The organism is Pseudoalteromonas espejiana DSM 9414 (assembly GCF_002221525.1).
Lineage (GTDB): Bacteria > Pseudomonadota > Gammaproteobacteria > Enterobacterales > Alteromonadaceae > Pseudoalteromonas > Pseudoalteromonas espejiana.
This window is the reverse complement of record NZ_CP011028.1, coordinates 435087-454788: the sequence shown is the minus strand read 5'-3', so window position 1 is coordinate 454788 and position 19702 is coordinate 435087. Positions and strand designations below refer to the sequence as shown.

Sequence of the window (19702 nt, the reverse complement as noted above, 5' to 3'; positions counted from 1 at the left end):
TTCTCGCGTGTATATTCCAAAAATTTATCGGCACTTGTTTATAGGCTTAGCCATTACTCTACTTATAGCTGCAATAGAGCTATTTTCTACCGGTGCATTGGCCAAGTTGCTTAATCGAGTTGAAGGCATTATTTACGACTCAAGGCTATTACTCACTCTACCTAACACTCCTAGAAAGATAGACGAAACCGTTATTATCATCGATATAGATGAAAAAACCATGTTGGAACAGGGTCGCTTCCCGTGGAGTCGTGCAAAAATGGCTGAACTTGTGACTAAGCTCACTAACGCTGGAGTGATAGTAATAGCATTTGATATATTTTTTTCAGAACCAGAAATAAACCCGATTAATCAAATTCAATCAAGGGTGCCTGGTTTATTAAGCTCATATAACTTAGCGCTAGATGATATTAAACAGCAAGTTGATGCAGACACAACCTTTGCTAAAGCATTAAGTAATAACGATACAGTATTAGGCTTTTTATTAAACAACGATACTTACAAACAACGTAACCCTCTTCCAGATACAAGTATTGTATGGCCGCAAAGTGAGCAAAGTAACACGCAAGTAACTGCGTTTTTAGGCGCCACTGTAAATATACCTCTATTGCAAAATAGTGCGACGGGTAATGGCTTTATAAACGCACATAGTGAAAACGATGGGTTTATTCGTAAAGCCGCTCTTGTAAACAAAGTAGGTGATAAGCTGTACCCTTCCCTTGCGCTTGAGGCCGCTCGTTTATATACGCTAGCAAACAGTATAGAAACACGCGCCAGTACCCAAGGTAGCCTTACTTTTTTTGAAGGGGTTAAATTTCATGAGCACTGGATCCAAACCGATGAATACGGTCAAATTTTTATACCGTATAAAGGCCGTGCAAAAAGCTTTCAATATTATTCTGCAACCGACGTACTAACAGAAAAAGTAGCTGAGCAGCAATTAGAGGGGAGCGTTGTATTTATTGGTACCTCCGCAATAGGTTTAGCTGATTTGAGAGCAACACCTGTTGGGTTACAGTATCCCGGTGTTGAAGTGCATGCCAATATTTTTGAAGGGTTACTTCATCCAGAAATTTTACCTTCGCAGCCCAATTGGTCTTTAGGCGCTACGCTGTTAATTATTACGCTTACGGGTTGCTTATTATCAGTATTGAGCTTTCGTAAAAGCGCGCGTTATATTGTTTTGCTTTCTCTTGGGGTGGCTGCATTTATTGTATTCATAAATTTTTATTTGTGGTCAGTGCAAAAAATTAGCCTACCTTTATTTACCCCCTTATTGCTTACAGCATTATTAGCGGCGTACTTTGTTTTTATAGGATCAATCGCAGAAATGAAGCATAGCCGTAAAATTAAATCTATGTTTAACCAGTATGTACCGCCCGATCATATTGATCAGCTAATACGTCAAGGTAATCAATTAAATCAACAAAGCGTTAAACGTAATATGACCGTATTATTTGCTGATATAAGAGGCTTTACGCCTTTATCGGAAGGGATGACAGCTAATCAATTAAGTGACTATTTAAATCAATATCTTTCTGCTACTACGGAGGTTATTTTTGCTCACAACGGCACTATAGATAAATACGTAGGCGATATGGTTATGGCTTTTTGGAATGCGCCGCTTGAAGATAGCAAGCATGCACAGCATGGTGTAGAGGCTGCTATGGCTATGGTTAAAGGGCTCGATAGTATTAATAACGCGTTTGCACAACAACAGCTCCCACCAATAAATATTGGTATTGGCTTAAGTACAGGCGATATGAATGTTGGCGATATGGGCTCAGTATATCGAAAAGCGTATACGGTACTTGGTGATGCGGTTAACTTAGGGTCAAGAGTAGAAAGCTTGACCAAATTTTACGGGGTAGCTATTCTGGTTACTGAAGATACAATGTTGGCTTGCCCGCATATTACTTTTCGTTTAATTGATAAAGTACAAGTAGTTGGTAAAGAAAAAGCGACTGAGCTTTACGAACCTATAAACTTTACAGCAGAGCTGAATGAAAGCCATCTACTTGAAATTAAAAAGTCGTTCACCGCTATGCAGCATTACAATAATAAAAATTGGCAACAAGCATTAGCACTATTTGAAGAGTTAAGTGACACTGCTCTACTGAGCGATCACATTTACCACATTTTTATTAACCGAATTAAAAAAACCGATTTGCAAACTTTAGCACAGGATTGGAATGGCGCCTTTATTCACAAAACAAAGTAGTAAAAATATGTCAGAGTACATTAAAGATAGAACAAACCTTCATCACTTTATTGATATTAGCATTAGGCTAACAACAGAAAAGGATGCAAGTAAATTACTTGAGGAAATTCTAAAAGTAGTTATGTCTATCTCTCACTCTGATGCAGGGACTATTTACTCTGTTACTGAGAATAAACAGCTAAAGTTTGAAACTGTTATTAATAAATCGTTAAACCTCTACTTAGGAGGGGAATTAGGCGAGCCTGTAGACTTTCCAAATATAGATCTGTTTATAGATGGCAAAGAAAACGAAACCGCTATTGTTGCACATGCAGTTAACTCTGGTGACGTTATAAATATTCCTGACGTGTATGCCGCACTTCCTTTTGATATGAGCGCAGCACGTAACATGGATGCCCGCACGGGCTACCGCACGCAATCTATGCTAACAATTCCATTAAAAGATCATACCGATGATATTATTGGTGTGATCCAGCTGATCAACGTTAAAGATCAACACGGCAACATCATCCCCTTTAGCGATGAGCTAGTCACACTCATTCGTTCATTTGCCTCATTAGGGGCTATATCTTTAACCAACTCAACGTTGATTAAAGGAATGGAAGAGTTGTTCTCTACCTTTGTAGAAACCATTGCGATGGCAATTGATGAAAAGTCCCCACATACCGGTGGGCACTGTAAACGCGTGCCAGCTTTAACCTTAATGCTTGCAGATGCTGTACATAATACTGATAAGGGTCCATTAGCCACATTCGTAATGAGTGACTCAGACCGTCATGAACTTGATATTGCAGGCTGGCTCCATGACTGTGGTAAAATAGCGACCCCAGATCACATAATGGAAAAGTCGACTAAGTTAGAAACTATTTTTGATCGTATTGAATACATTGACACCAAGTTTGAAATAATTAAACGCGACTTGGAAATCGACTACCAAAAACAAATAATATCGGCAATGAAGCTCAACAGGCCAATTGAAGTATTACAGTTTGAGCGCCTGCTAGACACAGAACTAAAACAGCTTTCTTTAGACCGTGCATTTTTACAAAGAGTGAACGTAGGTGGCGAGTTTTTATCTGATGAAGATGTGGCTAATATTGACCGAATTGCATCACAATATCAGTTTGTAATAAACGAAAAGCAAACTCCATTATTAAGTGAAGACGAAGTAGAAAACTTACAAATTCGACGCGGAACCTTAACACTCGGCGAGCGTGAGGTAATGAAACGCCATATGGATGTAACTAAAAGTATTTTAGATACACTCCCCTTCCCTAAACATTTAAGTAATGTTTCTGAGTATGCATTAGGGCACCACGAAAAGCTCGACGGTACTGGCTACCCGCAAGGGCTTACAAAAGATCAAATGTCGATTCCAGCAAGGTTAATGGCTATTGCTGATATATTTGAAGCTCTGTCTGCAGTAGATAGACCTTACAAAAAAGCAAAACCGGTAAGTGAATGTTTAACAATTTTGGGCCGAATGGTCGAAGATAACCACCTAGATGCGGATATTTTTGCTGTATTTGTAGAGTGTGAAATTTATAAGCAGTACATTAATGATTTTGCTAATCCAGAGCAACTCGATCATGTTGATCTTACAACATTGCCTGGCTACTCACCTATAAAATAACCTCTTTTCGCTAATACTTTTAGCATAAAAAATGCCACCTTGCGGTGGCATTTACACACGGGTTATTTCTACAAGTAGAAATTCTGTTATTTTTGATTACTTTTAAACAAAAATTATGCCGTAAATGTAGCACTAAGGGTTATATCTAGCAATAAAAAGGTGCTGTTTATATAACCCCATTAGGTTAATAAAGTATACTCAACCAATTGAAAATAAATATTTAATTTAAAATACAAGTGTATAAATACGTAAATATTAACTCATTGCTAATACCGCTTTTGCGTGTATGGTTAGTATTAAATTTTAATACAAACGTATTTTTCTTCTAAGTATTCATCGAGCCCTTGATGAGCACCTTCTCGGCCTAATCCTGATTGCTTAACACCACCAAACGGTGCGACAGGGTTTGATATAACGCCTTCATTTACACCTACCATGCCAAATTCAAGCCCTTCGCTAATGCGGTAAATTTGCTTAATATTTTGACTGTAAAAGTAAGCAGCTAAGCCATAAGGCACATCATTAGCCAGAGTAAGTACTTCGCTTTCTTCATCAAAAGGAATAACCGTTAATACTGGGCCAAAAACCTCTTCATGGTATATATCCATGTCGGTTGTCACGTTGGTAACAATAAGTGGGTTTTGGAAACTACCACCTAAATCACTGTTATCACCAATTAGGTTAGCACCTTTATCAAGTGCATCTTTTACCAGTTGCTGTACTTTTTCTTTAGCTTTAGGGTAAATTAACGGGCCAATCTCTACCTCTTTATCAAAGCCATTGGCAACTTTTAACCCAGCTACCCTTGGTGAAATTTTACTAAGTACTTCATCTAAAATTCCGCGCTGAATAAAAATACGATTTGCAGCAACACACGCTTGGCCGCTGTTTCTAAATTTAGCAGCCATTAGGCCTTCAATTGCTTCGTCTATATCGGCATTATCAAAAATTATAAACGGCGCATTACCACCAAGCTCCATAGATGTTCGTTTAATTGTATCTGCACATTGCGAAAGCAGCTGTTTGCCCACTCCAGTGGAGCCGGTAAAAGTAAATTTACGCACAACCTCAGAGTCTGTTAGCATTTTACCTACTGTTTTTGCATCTTGAGATACAAGCACGTTAAATGCACCTTTAACAAAACCCGCCTGATCGGCAAGGTAAGCCAAAGCAATAGCGCACAAAGGCGTATATTCAGAAGGTTTTAAAATAAAGCTGCATCCTGCCGCGTACGCAGGGGCTACTTTACGTGTCACCATAGCAACAGGGAAGTTCCATGGCGTTATACCTGCAACAACACCTACAGGTTGTTTAAAGCTGGTTAAACGGTGGCTATTGTCGGTTGGAGGGATCACATCGCCGTAGCTTCGCTTGGCTTCTTCTGCAAACCATTTAATAAATCCAGCACCGTAATCTATTTCGCCTAAAGACTCTTTGAGCGGTTTTCCCTGCTCTTTTGTCATAAGCTCTGCTAGTGTTTGCTTATGCTTAATTACAAGCTCATACCAACGCATTAGTGTTTCACTGCGCTCGGTCGCATTGGTCGATTTTAACTTTACAAAGGCACCTTGAGCAGCACTTATTGCGTTATTTACACCTTGCTCATCAATATCACTTACTTCAACGATACTTTTTTCGGTAGCGGGGTCGTCAACGCTAAAGCGTTGGCTGGTTTTATAAAATTCACCATTAATAAACGAGTCAGAAAAAATAAGATTACTCAAAATACACCTCCATATTACCGTTTAATTAAAAATTGTGCTGTGCGCCTTCAATCGCATGCGATGATCAACTTCGTTGTAGACGTAGAGCTTGCTCACATGAGAAGCGTTAGCTTCTATTATTAAAAATATGCAATAGCTCAATAAAATTACGCGCTTTACGCGTCGCGCCAGCAAGCTGTGCGCCTACAGTCACACGCAGTGCTCAACTTCGTTTTAGACTAAAAGCGTATTCACGTAAGAAGCGCTAGCTTTTATTGTTAAAAATAAACAATAGCTCAATAAAATTACGCACTTTGCGCGTCGCGCCAGCAAGCTGTGCGCCTACAGTCATGCGCAGTGCTAATAACTTCGTTGTAGACGTAGAGCTTGCTCACGTGAGAGGTATTAACTTCTATTGTTAAAAATAAACTTCAATTAAATTACGCGCTTTGCGCGTCGCGCCAGCAAGCTGTGCGCCTACAGTCATGCGCAATGCTAAACTTTGTTGTAGACGAAGAGCTTGCTCACGTAAGAAGCATTAGCTACTATTGTTAAAAATAAGCAATAGCTCAATAAAATTACGCGCTTAGTGCGTCGTCCCAGCAAGTTGTGCGCTTACATTAATGCGCAATGCTAAACTTTGTTGTAGACGTAGAGCTTGCTCACGTAAGAAGCATTAGCTTCTATTATTATAAATATACAATAGCTCAATAAAATTACGCGCTTTACCCGTCGTCCCAGCAAGCTGTGCGCCTACAGTCATGCGTAGTGCTAATAACTTCGTTGTAGACGTAGAGCTTGCTCACGTGAGAAGCATTAGCTTCTATTGTTAAAAATAAACAATAGCTCAATAAAATTACGCGCTTTGCGCGTCGCGCCAGCAAGTTATGCGCTTACTGTCACGCGCAGTGCTTAAAAACAAAAAAGCCGCTGTATCAAACAGCGGCTTTTAAAACTTTTTCGTTAATTAAAAACTAGTGCTCTTCATTAACGATATTGAGATTGTACTTAGGTATTTCAACCACTAAGTCTTCGTCTCTAATTATAGCTTGGCAACCTAAGCGCGATTCTGACTCTAGGCCCCATGCTTTATCTAGCATATCGTCTTCAAGCTCATCGCTTTCTTCTAGCGAGTCAAAGCCTTCACGAATTACTAAATGGCACGTGGTACATGCACACGATTTTTCACATGCGTGTGGAATGCTAATGCCGTTTTTAAGGGCCACATCGAGGACGGTTTCGCCCGCTGGCGCTTCAAGTGCTGCACCGTCAGGACATAATTCCGGATGGGGAAGAAAAATAATTTGTGGCATTCTAACCTCTTTAAACGTTGTCTACTGACTGCCCAGTAAGGGCTTTTTTAATTGATGCATCCATTCTGCGTGAGGCAAAATCGCTGCTAGCATTATCTACTTTTTCAATTGCGGCTTTAATATCACCTGGCTGCTGTGCTGTTTCGCGCACTTTAGCAAGTTCGCTTATTTCAGCTTTCAAGTTAGCAAGTTGAATATCATCCAGCAAATCACCATCGGTAGCAAGTGACGCTTCAAGCGCTTCAATTACACGTAATGCTTCTACTTGTTGCTCTTTAAGCATACGCGCTTGCATGTCGTCTTTAGCGTTGCTCATAGACTCTTTAAGCATGTTAGCTACTTGGTCATCAGATAAACCAAACGATGGTTTAACTTGAATCTCAGCTTGCACGCCTGTTGATTTTTCCATTGCTGACACACTTAACAAACCATCAGCATCTACTTTAAAGGTAACACGAATGTGCGCAGCACCTGCGGCCATCGCCGGAATACCTTTTAAGCTAAATTTAGCTAATGAGCGACAATCGTCAACCAGTTCGCGCTCACCTTGTAGCACATGTAAAGACATGGCGGTTTGGCCATCTTTAAACGTAGTAAACTCTTGTGCGCGGGCAACTGGTATTGTGGTATTGCGTGGAATTATTTTTTCGACTAATCCACCCATGGTTTCAAGGCCAAGCGACAGTGGTAATACATCAAGTAATAACATGTCTGAATCTGGCTTATTACCTACCAAAACATCAGCTTGTAATGCAGCACCGAGTGCGACTACACGGTCAGGGTCGATTGAGGTAAGTGGCTCTTTTTCAAAAAAGCTTTCTACTTGACTACGAACCAGTGGCATACGTGTAGAACCGCCCACCATAACGACTTGAAGTACTTCTTCGTTTTCAATACCGGCATCTTTTACAGCACGACGACAAGAACGAAGCGTCTTTTTAACAAGTGGCATAGCCAGCTCGTCAAAGGTTTCGCGGGTTACTTCTACGGTGTGTTTTTGCTCGTCAAACTCAAGCACTACATTTACTTTAGCGTATTGGCTTAACGCTTCTTTACAGGCTTTCGCTTTGTTAATAAACAAACGTAGTACTGAAGGAGATAAGCTCGTTACTTGAGTTTGTTTTTTAAAGTAATCTACTAATAATGAGTCAAAATCATCGCCACCTAAGCTTGAATCGCCGCCAGTTGCCATAACTTCAAACACACCTTGATGTAAGCGAAGTATTGAAATATCAAACGTACCGCCACCTAAATCGTATACCGCAATGATGCCCTCTTGCCCCGAATCTAATCCGTAAGCTACGGCTGCGGCTGTTGGCTCATTTAATAAACGTAATACGTTAATGCCTGCAAGTTCTGCAGCGTCTTTGGTGCTTTGGCGCTGTGCGTCATCAAAGTATGCAGGCACAGTAATTACTGCGCCTAAAATTTCTTGGTTACCAAAGCTTTGCTCTGCACGGGCTTTAAGCGCCGCTAAAATATGGCTAGATGCTTTTACTGGGCTGATTTTTCCAGCTTCGGTTTCAATAGCTAGTGAGCCGTTGTCTTCGCAAAATTGGTACGGCAACTGGCCGTAGCTTTGTTCAATTTCAGCCTGTGTTTTACCTAAAAAGCGCTTAACTGAAATAAGTGTATTTGCTGGGTCTTGTGTTGCAGCCTGTGCTGCATCACTGCCTACGGTAATGCCACCTGCTTGGTAACGCACAACCGATGGTAACATCGCTGCGCCAAGGTCATCTGTTAATGTGCGGGCTTCGCCACTTTGTACCGTCGCAACCAGCGAATTAGTGGTGCCTAAGTCAATACCTATTGCTAATTTGTGTTCATGTGGTGCCGCGCTCTGCCCCGGCTCAGCAATTTGCAATAATGCCATAATGCTCTTTAAACTCGTGTTGCTCGCTTTGCAGCAAGTAATTAATCGTCAAATAAACTGTCTTCAATGCGCTCAAGTTCGTCTTTTAGTTTATATACAAACTTTAATTTGCGAATGTTGTCAGCAGCTTGTTGATATTGCGCCTCGTCGTTACTTGCAAGTTGCTCGGCAAGTTCATTACTGTATTGGGCTTTTAGTTGCTTTATTTGTGATTCAAAATTGGCGATAGCGACATCAGGATCACTCGCTGATTCAAGCTCCTCTAACTCTTCACGTAACTCCATTTGCTGCATTAAGAACATAGGATCTTGCAGTGTTTGTTGCTCAGCACGAATATCTACACCTAGCTCACTAAGCATATATTCAGCACGTTTTACTGGGTGCTTAAGAGTTTGTAGTGCGTCGTTAATTTCAGCGGTACTTTGTACGGCCATAAGCTTATCGCGACTGCTCGCATTAGCATGACGATCGGGGTGCACTGCGCGCTGCAGCTCTAGGTAATGCTTATTTATTGTTGCCAAGTCAATATTGTAATCAACCGGTATTGCAAATAACTCAAAGTAACGCATAGCTTCAACCAATAAAATTTAGAAAAACAAATTTCACAAATAACAAAGCCCTACAATTACTGGCAGGGCTTATTTATACCCAAGTAACTTAGGTATTCAAAACAAGTTTGAGCTTAAACAGTAAAGCTTTCGCCACAACCACACTCGTCGGCTTGATTAGGATTATTAAATTTAAACCCTTCATTTAAGCCTTCTTTGGTGTAGTCAAGCTCGGTGCCATCAATGTAAACCAAGCTTTTGGCGTCAACAATTAAGGTAACGCCTTTAGCTGCGAAGGTTTCATCGTCTTCGTTAAGCTCATCAACAAACTCTAGTACATAAGCAAGACCTGAACAGCCCGTCGTTTTAATGCCAACGCGCAGGCCTAAACCTTTACCGCGGTTTGCTAAAAATGATTGTACGCGGTTTGCTGCCGCATCTGTCAATGTCACTGCCATGAGTTTCTCTTACTTCGCTTGTTTGCTTTTGTAATCAGCAATTGCTGCTTGAATTGCATCTTCGGCTAAAATTGAACAGTGAATTTTCACTGGCGGTAATTCAAGCTCTGCACTGATATCAGTGTTTTTTATTGTTGCTGCTTCGTCTAATGTTTTGCCTTTAACCCACTCTGTTACAAGTGAAGATGAAGCAATTGCACTGCCACAACCGTATGTTTTAAATTTTGCATCTTCAATAACGCCTTCAGACGATACTTTAATTTGCAATTTCATTACGTCACCACATGCTGGTGCGCCAACCATACCCGTTGCCACTGACGGATCACTTTTGTCTAAAACACCAACATTACGTGGGTTTTCTACGTGGTCGATTACTTTATCACTATAAGCCATAATTCTATCCTCATTACCTGCTACGGTAGGTGCTCACACGTATTAGTGGTGAGCCCATTCAACTGAATCTAAATCAACACCTTCTTGATGCATTTCCCATAAAGGAGACATCTCGCGTAGGCGACCGATAGAGTTTTTCATTAATTCAACGGTGTAATCAATTTCTTCTTCGGTAGTAAAACGGCCAATACTAAAACGAATTGAGCTGTGTGCTAATTCGTCGTTACGACCCAGTGCGCGTAGTACATATGAAGGCTCTAAGCTTGCTGATGTACACGCAGACCCTGATGATACCGCAATGTCTTTTACTGCCATGAGTAACGACTCACCTTCAACAAAGTTAAAGCTGATGTTTACAATACCTGGTACTGACTGGTCTTGTGCGCCGTTAAAGTATACTTCGTCCATATCAGCCATAATGCCGTCAATTAGGCGTTTACGTAGTGCGCTGATATGTGCGTGATCTTTTTCAAAGTCTTGCTTAGCAATTCTAAATGCTGCACCCATACCCACTAATTGGTGAGTTGCTAGTGTGCCAGAGCGCATACCACGTTCATGGCCGCCACCGTGCATTTGTGCTTCTAAGCGAGCACGTGGTTTGCGACGAACGTAAAGTGCACCTACACCTTTAGGGCCATATACTTTGTGGCCTGAGAACGACATAAAATCAACTTTAAGCTGTTGTACATCGATTAATACTTTACCTGCGCTTTGCGCTGCATCTACATGGAACATAATCTTACGTTCGCGACACATTTCGCCAATAGTGTTGATGTCTTGAATTACACCTAGCTCGTTATTTACGTGCATGATGCTTACAAGAACAGTGTCTTCACGCATTGTTTCTTCAAGCTTTTTAAGGTCTAGCAGGCCGTTTTCTTCAACGTCCATGTAGGTTACTTCAAAACCCTGACGCTCAAGCTCACGACATGTGTCGATTACTGCTTTGTGCTCAGTTTTAGCGGTAATAACGTGCTTACCTTTCTTTTTGTAAAACTGTGCAGCACCTTTAATTGCAAGGTTGTTTGATTCTGTTGCGCCCGAAGTGAAAACAATTTCACGCGGGTCGGCATTAATTAAATCGGCAATATCTGTACGCGCTTGGTCAACCACTTCTTCAGCTTGCCAACCAAAACGGTGCGAACGTGACGCAGGATTACCAAAATTACCGTCCATTGTAAGGCATTGCATCATTTCTTTTGCAACACGCTCGTCAACAGGCGTGGTCGCTGCGTAATCTAAATAAATCGGTAACTTCATTTCTCTCTCCGCTGCAGGTCAACCTTAAAGTTGACAGCTTACTTGAATGTTTTCCAACTGCTTAATTGCATTATTGATGCTGTTATCTTGGCGAGATGCAATTTCTTTCACATCCGATTTTTCCACCAATTCAGCTAAGGTAATATTATTTAAAAATTCTTCTATGCGTGCGCTCAAATCAGACCATAAGTTATGAGTTAAGCATCGCATACCACTTTGACACCCGGTATCGGCACCTTGGCAACGCGTGGCATCTACCGACTCGTCTACGGCGCTAATGACATCGCCAACAGAGATAACGGCTGCTTCTCGACCTAGTAAATAACCACCACCAGGGCCGCGAACAGAGCTCACTAAACCATTTTTACGTAAACGGGCAAATAATTGCTCAAGGTAAGACAAAGAAATTTCTTGTCTTTGTGAAATATCAGCAAGGGCTACAGGACCTACACTCGCATGTAGTGCAACATCCAGCATAGCTGTAACGGCATATCTGCCTTTAGATGTTAACTTCATAACGCCCCCCGCACAAAAGAGTGCAAATTTTAATTACCAGAGTAAAATAGTCAAGTATTATCACTTGATAAAAATTTGATTAAAACGCACTTTGCTTTGAGCTAAGTACATTAACAAATTTTTAATACCTGACCTTTTTGGTCAAGTATTATGTGTATTGTAATTACCTGAGTGTTTTAGTCAAGTATTAGCGAGCTTTTTAACCGTGGTTTTTATAACCAATCGCTATACCTTACTTAGGAATAGATTTATTTATTGAGGTAAGAATACCGCGCAGTATATTTAATTCTGCTTCTTCTGGGCGTGCACGGTTAAACAATCGACGCAGCTTAGTCATTACTAAACCTGGGTGCTGTTTAATAATAAAGCCTGTGTTGTCGAGTGTTTCTTCAAGATGGTCGTAAAACAACTCTGTTTGCTTTGAGCTTGGGTAAGCCGCATCGTCATCGGCTTGCTCTGTTTTAGGTTGCTGATTTAAAAACGCCATGCGTGTTTCATAGCTTAGCGTTTGTACTGCCATTGCTAAATTAAGTGAGCTGTAATCTGGATTTGCAGGAATACATACATGGTAATTACAAAGCTGAAGCTCTTCGTTAGTTAAGCCGCTATTTTCACGACCAAATACAAGCGCTACTGGGCCATTTACAGCCTCTTCAACAAGCTTTTCTCCACATTCACGTGGCTCAACCATAGGCCACGAAAGCGTACGCGAGCGAGCACTTGTACCAATTGTTAATGCACAATCAGCAATGGCATCAGCTACAGTGTCAACAATAACCGCATTTCCTAATACATCGGTAGCGCCAGCTGCAAGTGCGCTTGCATGGCTATCTACTTCACAGGCAGGGTCTACTAAATACAGTTTTGATAAGCCCATGGTTTTCATGGCGCGAGCCGCTGAACCAATATTGCCAGAGTGTGAGGTGTTAACTAAAACGATGCGAATATCATCTAAGATCATTGCTGTGCTACTTTGCTATGCCAAAAAATTGCGCGAATTCTAACATAAAATAGCAATAAGATCCTAGATCCTTAAACCCGATCAAAATATGAATAATACAGTTAAACCATGGCCGCTTTTACATAAACGTCAAAACGGTTCTTTTTTGTTTTAATTTGCATGCTAGGCGTTTTGTCATTTAAAAATGGGGCGTAATCGGGGCGCTTTACAACAACACGCTTACTGGCAAGTGGATAGGCAAAATCGAGTAGGTCGTCCGCATCGGTGTCTGCGCCAACAAGTTCTTGGAATACGCGCATTTCTTTTTTAACTAACGCTGATTTTTCACGATGTGGAAACATAGGATCTAAATACACTACATCGGGCATGCTCTCACATTGCTCCAACAAAGTATGACTTGAGCCGAACACTAAGCTCATATTTTGTTGCATCCAAGGACCAATTTCAGCATCGTCATAGGCACGTTTTAAACCATCAAATAGTAATGCCGCTACTACGGGATGACGCTCGTGCAGTATTACCTTACAGCCCAAGGAGGCTAATACAAAGCCGTCTCGGCCAAGGCCTGCCGTTGCATCTAATACTACCGGCGTTGCGCCTTTATTTAAGCCTACCGCTTTAGCTATAGACTGCCCTTTGCCGCCACCAAATTTACGCCTGTGCGCCACAGCCCCTGTTACAAAATCTACGTTTATAGCAGCGAGCTTGGGTTCATCAGTTTTAAGTAAATTTAGGCCGGTTTCGTCGTAATGTAGGCTAAAACCACTGCAACTTTGCGCCCACTGAGCCAAGTTAAAACGCGTTTCTAGCTCATTTAAATATGGGCGCAACTCTTTAAAAGCACACTGAATAACCACTACACACTCCGACGATAAATTTCAGCTGCAGTATAACAAGCGTTAACGCACTAAAATAGCTCTATATCGCTTTGGTGAGCTAGGCTTTGTGCACTTGCCTGCTCTACTTTACTACGCAGGTTACACAATAACTCGTTACGGCTTTCTGTTACTTGCTTAAGCTGATATTTAATAAAGGCTAAATCACTATTTGCAGAAACCAATAGCTCCATAGTGTGATCTAGCTGCGACATATACAAAGTTAAGTCGGCGGTGTTTGTTTGTATTTGCTGTTGCTTTATAGCGCAGTCCAATTCATGCAATTGCTCTATAAACTGTTTTGCATAGTCATTTTGGGCAATATTTTGGCTGTTTAACTGCTTTACTATGTCTTGCAGTGCAGTACTAATTTGCGTGGCTTGCTCAAAGCTGTTTTCGTTTCTTTCCATAGCAACGACCTTTTCATTTGTAACTTCAAGAATATGCGGAAATAAATCCTTGTAACGTCCGTAAAGTGCACGGTTATCAACAGGCATATTTTTTATAAGTAATGATATTTTTGGGTAGTTAATAATGGTGCTGTTACCAATATCAACAAATCGAGTTGCGTTTCGGTGTTGATCTAATAGCTCTTGCTCAAGCGGGCACACACCCGACTCTAAGCTATAAAAAAAGCTACTCCCCTGATACCAAAAAACCACCACCACATCTAAATTAAATGGGCTAAAAAATGCAAGTAAGTGCTCGCTTAATGAATGAAAGTTATGTGAGTGAAAACTTTGCCCTACAAACCTTACTATACGGCCCATGTCTCCCGACTCAGCTAACGCCATAGCCGCTGTATTTTGTGCTTTAGCTACATCATATTTAAGTTTTACACATTGCTGTCGGTACTCATAAAGCACTTTTATGCGCGCCATAAGCTCTTCGGTATTAAAGGGTTTAGTAATGTAGTCGGATGCGCCAACACTATAACCCTTTACGCGGTCTGTTAGCTCAACCTTTGAAGACAAAAACATCACAGGAATATCGTGTGTAAGTTCATCTTCTTTTAAAGCTTGGCAAATTTCATAACCTGATTTACCAGGCATTTCTATATCGAGTAAAATTATGTCGGGTGTGTGCTTTTTGGCTAGCTTAAATCCTTGTTCGCCATCTTTAGCGTGAATAAGCTTACAAAAGCCCGCTAAAGCTTCTTCAATAATTCGATGCACATATAAATCGTCATCAATTGTTAGTACCAACTTTGCCATGCCCTAGTCCATTTTGCTGCGTATACACAAAGCATAGTACGGGAGGTTAAAATTACTAAAAACAAATGGCCAATATATTAAAAAACATAAAAAAAGCGCCATATAGGCGCTTTATAAGGTTAAGTAGTTGTTTATGCAGCTATACCGCTGTGACGCAGTAAGGCATCAACGTTTGGCTCGCGGCCGCGGAACTTTTTAAATAACTCCATTGGCTCTTCACTGCCGCCTTTTTCTAAAATATTTTGTAAGAAGGCTTGGCCAGTGGCGGCATTAAAAATGCCTTCTTCTTCAAATTTAGAAAATGCATCGGCCGAAAGTACTTCAGCCCATTTATACGAGTAATAACCCGCACTGTAACCACCGGCAAAAATATGGCTAAAACCGTGCTGGAAACGGTTAAATTCAGGCGGATTAACAACCGATGTACGGCTACGAACATCGTTTAGTATTGCTTGAATTTGGCACTCTTGCCCCGCTGTGTAATCGTTATGAATTTTAAAATCGAATAACGAAAACTCAATTTGACGCAGCATTTGCATACCCGAGTTATAATTTTTAGCTGCTAGTAGCTTATCAAGTAACTCTTTTGGTAATGGCTCACCTGTTTCAAAGTGGCCTGAAATAAAGCTAAGCGCCTCTTCGTCATAGCACCAGTTTTCTAAAAACTGACTTGGCAGCTCTACGGCATCCCACGCTACACCATTAATACCGGCAACGGGCGCAGCATCTACTTGAGTAAGCATATGATGAATACCATGGCCAAATTCGTGGAATAATGTGGTTACTTCATCATGTGTAAATAGCGCAGGTTTATCGCCTACGGCTTTATTAAAGTTACACACTAAATAAGCTACAGGCGTTTGTAGCTCTCCACTGGCACGTACTTTACGGCCCATGCAGTCGTCCATCCACGCGCCACCACGCTTGCGCTCACGTGCGTATAAGTCTAGGTAAAAACGGCCACGTAATGTGTTGCTGCTGTCGTAAATTTCGAAAAAACGCACATCGCTGTGGTAGCTATCAAAATCGTTGACTTCTTTAACCGTAATACCGAATAAACGGTTAACGGTTTCAAATAAACCACTAAGTACTTTATTTGCAGGGAAGTACGGGCGCAGTACTTCATCTGAAATAGCGTATTTTTCTTGCTTTAGTTTTTCGCTGTAGTAACCAAAATCCCAGGCTTGAAGCTCTGATATACCATGCTTTTGCTCTGCATACGCTTTTAGCTCGGCAACTTCTTGCTCTGCTTGAGGCTTAGATTTAGCCGCTAAATCTTCTAAAAACGAAAATACTTGAGCTGGTGATTCAGCCATTTTAGTCGCAAGAGATTTTTCAGCGTAATTATTAAAGCCTAATAGCTGCGCTAGCTCATGGCGAAGCGCAAGCTCTTCTTTCATAATATCTGAGTTATCGTATTCACCGGCGTTTGGACCTTGATCAGACGCGCGGGTACAAAATGCCGTGTAGGTTTCTCTGCGTAATTCACGGTCATCTGCGTAAGTCATTACTGGCAAGTAAGATGGAAAGTCGAGCGTGAATACCCAACCCTCTAGCTCTTTACTTTTAGCGGTGTCAGCAGCAAGCGCTAAAGCAGACTCTGGTAACCCTGCTAATTGGCTTTCGTCGGTAATGTGTTTATGCCATGCAAGTGTTGCATCCATCACATTATTACCAAATTTAGAAGCAAGCTCTGATAAGCGAGCACTAATTTCACCGTAACGCTTTTGCTCGTCAGCTGCTAAAGCAATACCCGAAAGTTTGAAGTCACGTAGTGCATTAGTAATACTTTTTTGCTGAGCCGTGCTTAGTGTTTTAAATTCGTCGCTGTTGTAAAGCGCGTTATAGGCTTTATACAAACCTTGATGCTGGCCAACAAACGTAGAATACTCAGAAATAAGCGGTAAACATTGCTCGTAAGCTTCACGTAATTCATCGTTGTTCATCACCGAGTTTAAGTGAGAAACCGGCGAAAATAAGCGCGACAGTTTGTCATCCACTTCTTCAAGTGGTAGCACTAACTCATCCCACGTGTATGAACCTTTAGCGAGTACATCGTCAATGGCTTGACGACATTGCTCTATACCATGTTTTAGTGCCGGCACGACGTACTCTGGCTTTATTTTTGAAAATGGTGGTAAGCCTTCTAGGCCAATGAGTGGATTTGTTTGTGCTTCGCTCATGAATTTTCTCAATTTAATTGACTATGAATTTGAAGTTGGGGCAAAACGATGAAATACAAGCCTCGATTAAGGGGTCTGTTATAGCTTAGGATAAAAAGCGTGATTAACTGATCGCCATAATAAACTATTTCGTTTGTTGTATTTATCGGTTTTTACAGCACCGCGTTGGGTGACTTGCACTTAGCATATGCTATCATCGGCACATTATAGTTAAATATATTTTTTGAGGATTAAACATGGCTCAGCATTTTGATTACATTGCAATTGGTGGTGGTAGCGGCGGAATTGCATCTGCTAACCGTGCTGCAATGCGTGGCGCTAAAGTAGCTCTTATTGAAGCAAAGCACATGGGTGGCACCTGTGTAAATGTAGGTTGTGTGCCTAAAAAAGTAATGTGGCACGGCGCTCAAGTTGCTGAAGCAATTAACTTATATGCACCTGATTACGGTTTTAACGTAGAAGTAAAAGGCTTTGATTGGGGTAAATTAGTTGAAAGCCGTGAAGCCTACATTAGCCGCATTCATAAAGGATACGATAACGGCCTTGCAAGTAACGGCGTTACCGTAATTAATGGCTTTGCTAAATTTGTAGATAACAAAACAGTTGAAGTTAATGGCGAACATTACACTGCAGACCATATTTTAATAGCAGTAGGTGGTCGCCCGCATGCTCCTCATATTCCTGGTGCAGAATACGGTATTGATTCAAACGGCTTTTTTGAACTAAAAGAGCAGCCTAAGCGCGTAGCTGTAATTGGCGCAGGTTACATTGCCGTAGAGCTTGCTGGTGTATTACATGGGCTAGGTACAGAAACACACTTGTTTGTACGTAAACATGCTCCACTGCGTAACTTTGATACCTTACTGGTTGATACACTCGTAGAGATAATGAAAAAAGAAGGGCCAACGCTTCACACCGAATGCTCGCCTAAAGAAGTTGTTAAAGAAAGCGATGGTAGCTTAACCATTCATTTTGAAAATGGTTATAGCCAAAATGTTGACCAAGTTATTTGGGCCATTGGTCGTGAGCCAAGCACCGATGTAATCAACATTGCAGCAACAGGTGTTGAGCTAAATAGCTCAGGCTACGTAAAAGTTGATGAATACCAAAACACAAACGTGCCAGGTATTTACGCTGTAGGTGATATTATTGAACACGGTATTGAGCTTACGCCAGTAGCCGTTAAAGCAGGGCGTACGTTATCAGAGCGCTTGTTCAATAAAGAACTACCTGACGATTTAAAAATGGATTACAGCTTAGTACCAACGGTAGTATTTAGCCACCCGCCTATTGGTACTATTGGCGAAACCGAGCAAGAAGCGATTGCGCGCCACGGTGAAGAAAACGTAAAAGTGTACAAGTCGGGCTTTGCCGCTATGTACACTGCAGTTACGCAGCACCGCCAACCATGTGCAATGAAACTTGTATGTGTAGGCCCTGAAGAAAAAGTTGTTGGCTTACACGGCATTGGCTTTGCGGTTGATGAAATGATTCAAGGTTTTGCTGTTGCCATGAAAATGGGCGCAACAAAAGCTGACTTTGATGCAGTTGTAGCACTGCACCCTACAGGGTCTGAAGAGTTTGTAACAATGCGCTAATAGCAAAGCATTGTTAAAAAGCCCTTACTATTTGCGTAGTAAGGGCTTTTTATTTGCTTAATGCTTTAGTTAATTCATATACTTGTGCGTATAAAACTACACCAGCTTGGAAATTATGATTAAAGACATACTCATGCACCCTTTTTTAGTGTCGCTATTCGTGCTTGCCATTGCGTTTGTGCTAAAAGTACTCGTTGATAAGCTTGCAAGAAATCGCGCAGAAAAAAAAGAAAAAGACATTCGCTACATTACACACAACATAAAGCACTTTATTAATTTTGTAATGGTGTTGTCGCTGCTGTTTGTGTGGTCTACCGAAATTCAAAATTTTGCGCTTTCGATTGCAGCCTTTGCTGTTGCCATTGTACTTGCTACGCGCGAGTTTATTCAGTGCGTTATTGGCTTTTTTTATTTAGTGACCACACGGCCATTTAGAGTGGGCGATTGGATTCAGGTAGGTGATTATTTTGGTGAAGTTGCCGAAACCGACTGGGTTAAAACAACAATGCACGAAATAGACATGCATACTTATCAGTTTTCACGTAAAACCATTTACATTCCTAATAATAAGCTAATCACCAGCTCAATAAAAAACCTTAACTATGTAAAGCGCTTTGTAACGCACCACTTTACAATAGTACGAAGAGAGAGCTTTAACCCGTACGTTATTCATGACGAATTAGTCAATCAGGCTAAGCTTTATTGTGAAGAGTTTCAGGATGTGGCAACACGTTATAATTCAATGATAGAGCGAAAACTAGACGCTAAAATATCGGGCCCTGCACCAGTGATTCACTTTGGTACAACGGAGCTAGGCGAGTTTAAAGCAAGTTTTACGCTGTTTTGCCCCACAAATAAAGCACTTGAAATAGAGCATAAACTAACAGAGTGTTTTATGGCTTTGTGGTACGAAGAAGCGAAGAAAAACAAAGAAACAAAAAGCGAGGCTTAAG

The 19702-nt window shown here is 41.1% G+C and carries 16 protein-coding genes; 4 read left to right on the top strand and 12 right to left on the bottom strand.

What is annotated here, in order from left to right; all coding sequences use genetic code 11:
* The first annotated feature begins 7 nt into the window (after window positions 1-7).
* Entirely contained in the window at window positions 8-2221 is a 2214-nt protein-coding gene (locus PESP_RS02015) for a CHASE2 domain-containing protein (RefSeq protein ID WP_245852124.1), read from the top strand.
* Window positions 2193-3854: an HD family phosphohydrolase gene (locus PESP_RS02010; RefSeq protein WP_089346545.1), complete on the top strand. Its 1662-nt coding sequence runs from the start codon at window positions 2193-2195 to the stop codon at window positions 3852-3854. The genes PESP_RS02015 and PESP_RS02010 overlap by 29 nt, the downstream gene beginning before the upstream one ends.
* A 296-nt stretch (window positions 3855-4150) precedes the next feature.
* On the opposite strand, the gene PESP_RS02005 is transcribed toward PESP_RS02010, so the two are convergent.
* The 12 genes from PESP_RS02005 to prlC all read right to left on the bottom strand — a co-directional run bounded on the left by PESP_RS02005 (window position 4151) and on the right by prlC (window position 17151).
* Window positions 4151-5578 carry an NAD-dependent succinate-semialdehyde dehydrogenase gene (locus PESP_RS02005; protein WP_089346544.1) on the bottom strand — a complete coding sequence of 476 codons (1428 nt, stop codon included), beginning with the start codon at window positions 5576-5578 and terminating at the stop codon, window positions 4151-4153.
* A gap of 953 nt (window positions 5579-6531) precedes the next feature.
* Entirely contained in the window at window positions 6532-6870 is a 339-nt protein-coding gene (gene fdx, locus PESP_RS02000; protein ID WP_089346543.1) for an ISC system 2Fe-2S type ferredoxin, read from the bottom strand.
* A gap of 10 nt (window positions 6871-6880) precedes the next feature.
* Window positions 6881-8743 carry a Fe-S protein assembly chaperone HscA gene (gene hscA, locus PESP_RS01995; RefSeq protein ID WP_089346542.1) on the bottom strand — a complete coding sequence of 621 codons (1863 nt, stop codon included), beginning with the start codon at window positions 8741-8743 and terminating at the stop codon, window positions 6881-6883.
* A 41-nt stretch (window positions 8744-8784) separates the two neighbouring features.
* On the bottom strand, window positions 8785-9312 hold the full coding sequence (gene hscB / locus PESP_RS01990; RefSeq protein ID WP_089346541.1) for a co-chaperone HscB: 528 nt from the start codon (window positions 9310-9312) through the stop codon (window positions 8785-8787).
* 113 nt (window positions 9313-9425) lie between these two features.
* On the bottom strand, window positions 9426-9749 hold the full coding sequence (gene iscA / locus PESP_RS01985) for an iron-sulfur cluster assembly protein IscA (RefSeq protein WP_006791976.1): 324 nt from the start codon (window positions 9747-9749) through the stop codon (window positions 9426-9428).
* A 9-nt stretch (window positions 9750-9758) separates the two neighbouring features.
* Window positions 9759-10142: a Fe-S cluster assembly scaffold IscU gene (gene iscU / locus PESP_RS01980; protein WP_089346540.1), complete on the bottom strand. Its 384-nt coding sequence runs from the start codon at window positions 10140-10142 to the stop codon at window positions 9759-9761.
* Window positions 10143-10184: 42 nt separating this feature from the next.
* Complete coding sequence (locus PESP_RS01975; protein ID WP_089346539.1) at window positions 10185-11402, bottom strand: IscS subfamily cysteine desulfurase; 1218 nt, start codon at window positions 11400-11402, stop codon at window positions 10185-10187.
* A 24-nt stretch (window positions 11403-11426) separates the two neighbouring features.
* Complete coding sequence (gene iscR / locus PESP_RS01970; RefSeq protein ID WP_004585770.1) at window positions 11427-11918, bottom strand: Fe-S cluster assembly transcriptional regulator IscR; 492 nt, start codon at window positions 11916-11918, stop codon at window positions 11427-11429.
* A gap of 232 nt (window positions 11919-12150) precedes the next feature.
* Window positions 12151-12879, bottom strand: a complete 729-nt coding sequence (trmJ, locus tag PESP_RS01965) for a tRNA (cytosine(32)/uridine(32)-2'-O)-methyltransferase TrmJ (RefSeq protein ID WP_089346538.1) — start codon at window positions 12877-12879, stop codon at window positions 12151-12153.
* Between the two features lie 101 nt (window positions 12880-12980).
* The gene (locus PESP_RS01960; protein WP_089346537.1) at window positions 12981-13736 is read right to left on the bottom strand and encodes a class I SAM-dependent methyltransferase; all 756 of its coding nucleotides are present in this window, start codon (window positions 13734-13736) and stop codon (window positions 12981-12983) included.
* Window positions 13737-13786: 50 nt separating this feature from the next.
* On the bottom strand, window positions 13787-14968 hold the full coding sequence (locus PESP_RS01955; RefSeq protein ID WP_089346536.1) for a response regulator: 1182 nt from the start codon (window positions 14966-14968) through the stop codon (window positions 13787-13789).
* 131 nt (window positions 14969-15099) lie between these two features.
* Window positions 15100-17151, bottom strand: a complete 2052-nt coding sequence (gene prlC / locus PESP_RS01950; RefSeq protein WP_089346535.1) for an oligopeptidase A — start codon at window positions 17149-17151, stop codon at window positions 15100-15102.
* 236 nt (window positions 17152-17387) lie between these two features.
* Between prlC and gorA the strand changes: the two genes are divergently transcribed.
* Window positions 17388-18749, top strand: coding sequence for a glutathione-disulfide reductase (gene gorA / locus PESP_RS01945; protein WP_089346534.1), 1362 nt, complete (start codon window positions 17388-17390; stop codon window positions 18747-18749).
* 115 nt (window positions 18750-18864) lie between these two features.
* Window positions 18865-19701, top strand: coding sequence for a mechanosensitive ion channel family protein (locus PESP_RS01940; RefSeq protein WP_089346533.1), 837 nt, complete (start codon window positions 18865-18867; stop codon window positions 19699-19701).
* Window position 19702 lies beyond the last annotated feature (1 nt).

Coding starts and splice junctions, on each gene's coding strand:
- PESP_RS02010 (WP_089346545.1), top strand. CDS start 2,193: ATGGCGCCTTTATTCACAAAACAAAGTAGTAAAAATATGTCAGAGTAC.
- fdx (WP_089346543.1), bottom strand. CDS start 6,870: ATGCCACAAATTATTTTTCTTCCCCATCCGGAATTATGTCCTGACGGT.
- hscA (WP_089346542.1), bottom strand. CDS start 8,743: ATGGCATTATTGCAAATTGCTGAGCCGGGGCAGAGCGCGGCACCACAT.
- hscB (WP_089346541.1), bottom strand. CDS start 9,312: ATGCGTTACTTTGAGTTATTTGCAATACCGGTTGATTACAATATTGAC.
- iscA (WP_006791976.1), bottom strand. CDS start 9,749: ATGGCAGTGACATTGACAGATGCGGCAGCAAACCGCGTACAATCATTT.
- iscU (WP_089346540.1), bottom strand. CDS start 10,142: ATGGCTTATAGTGATAAAGTAATCGACCACGTAGAAAACCCACGTAAT.
- PESP_RS01975 (WP_089346539.1), bottom strand. CDS start 11,402: ATGAAGTTACCGATTTATTTAGATTACGCAGCGACCACGCCTGTTGAC.
- iscR (WP_004585770.1), bottom strand. CDS start 11,918: ATGAAGTTAACATCTAAAGGCAGATATGCCGTTACAGCTATGCTGGAT.
- trmJ (WP_089346538.1), bottom strand. CDS start 12,879: ATGATCTTAGATGATATTCGCATCGTTTTAGTTAACACCTCACACTCT.
- PESP_RS01955 (WP_089346536.1), bottom strand. CDS start 14,968: ATGGCAAAGTTGGTACTAACAATTGATGACGATTTATATGTGCATCGA.
- prlC (WP_089346535.1), bottom strand. CDS start 17,151: ATGAGCGAAGCACAAACAAATCCACTCATTGGCCTAGAAGGCTTACCA.
- gorA (WP_089346534.1), top strand. CDS start 17,388: ATGGCTCAGCATTTTGATTACATTGCAATTGGTGGTGGTAGCGGCGGA.
- PESP_RS01940 (WP_089346533.1), top strand. CDS start 18,865: ATGATTAAAGACATACTCATGCACCCTTTTTTAGTGTCGCTATTCGTG.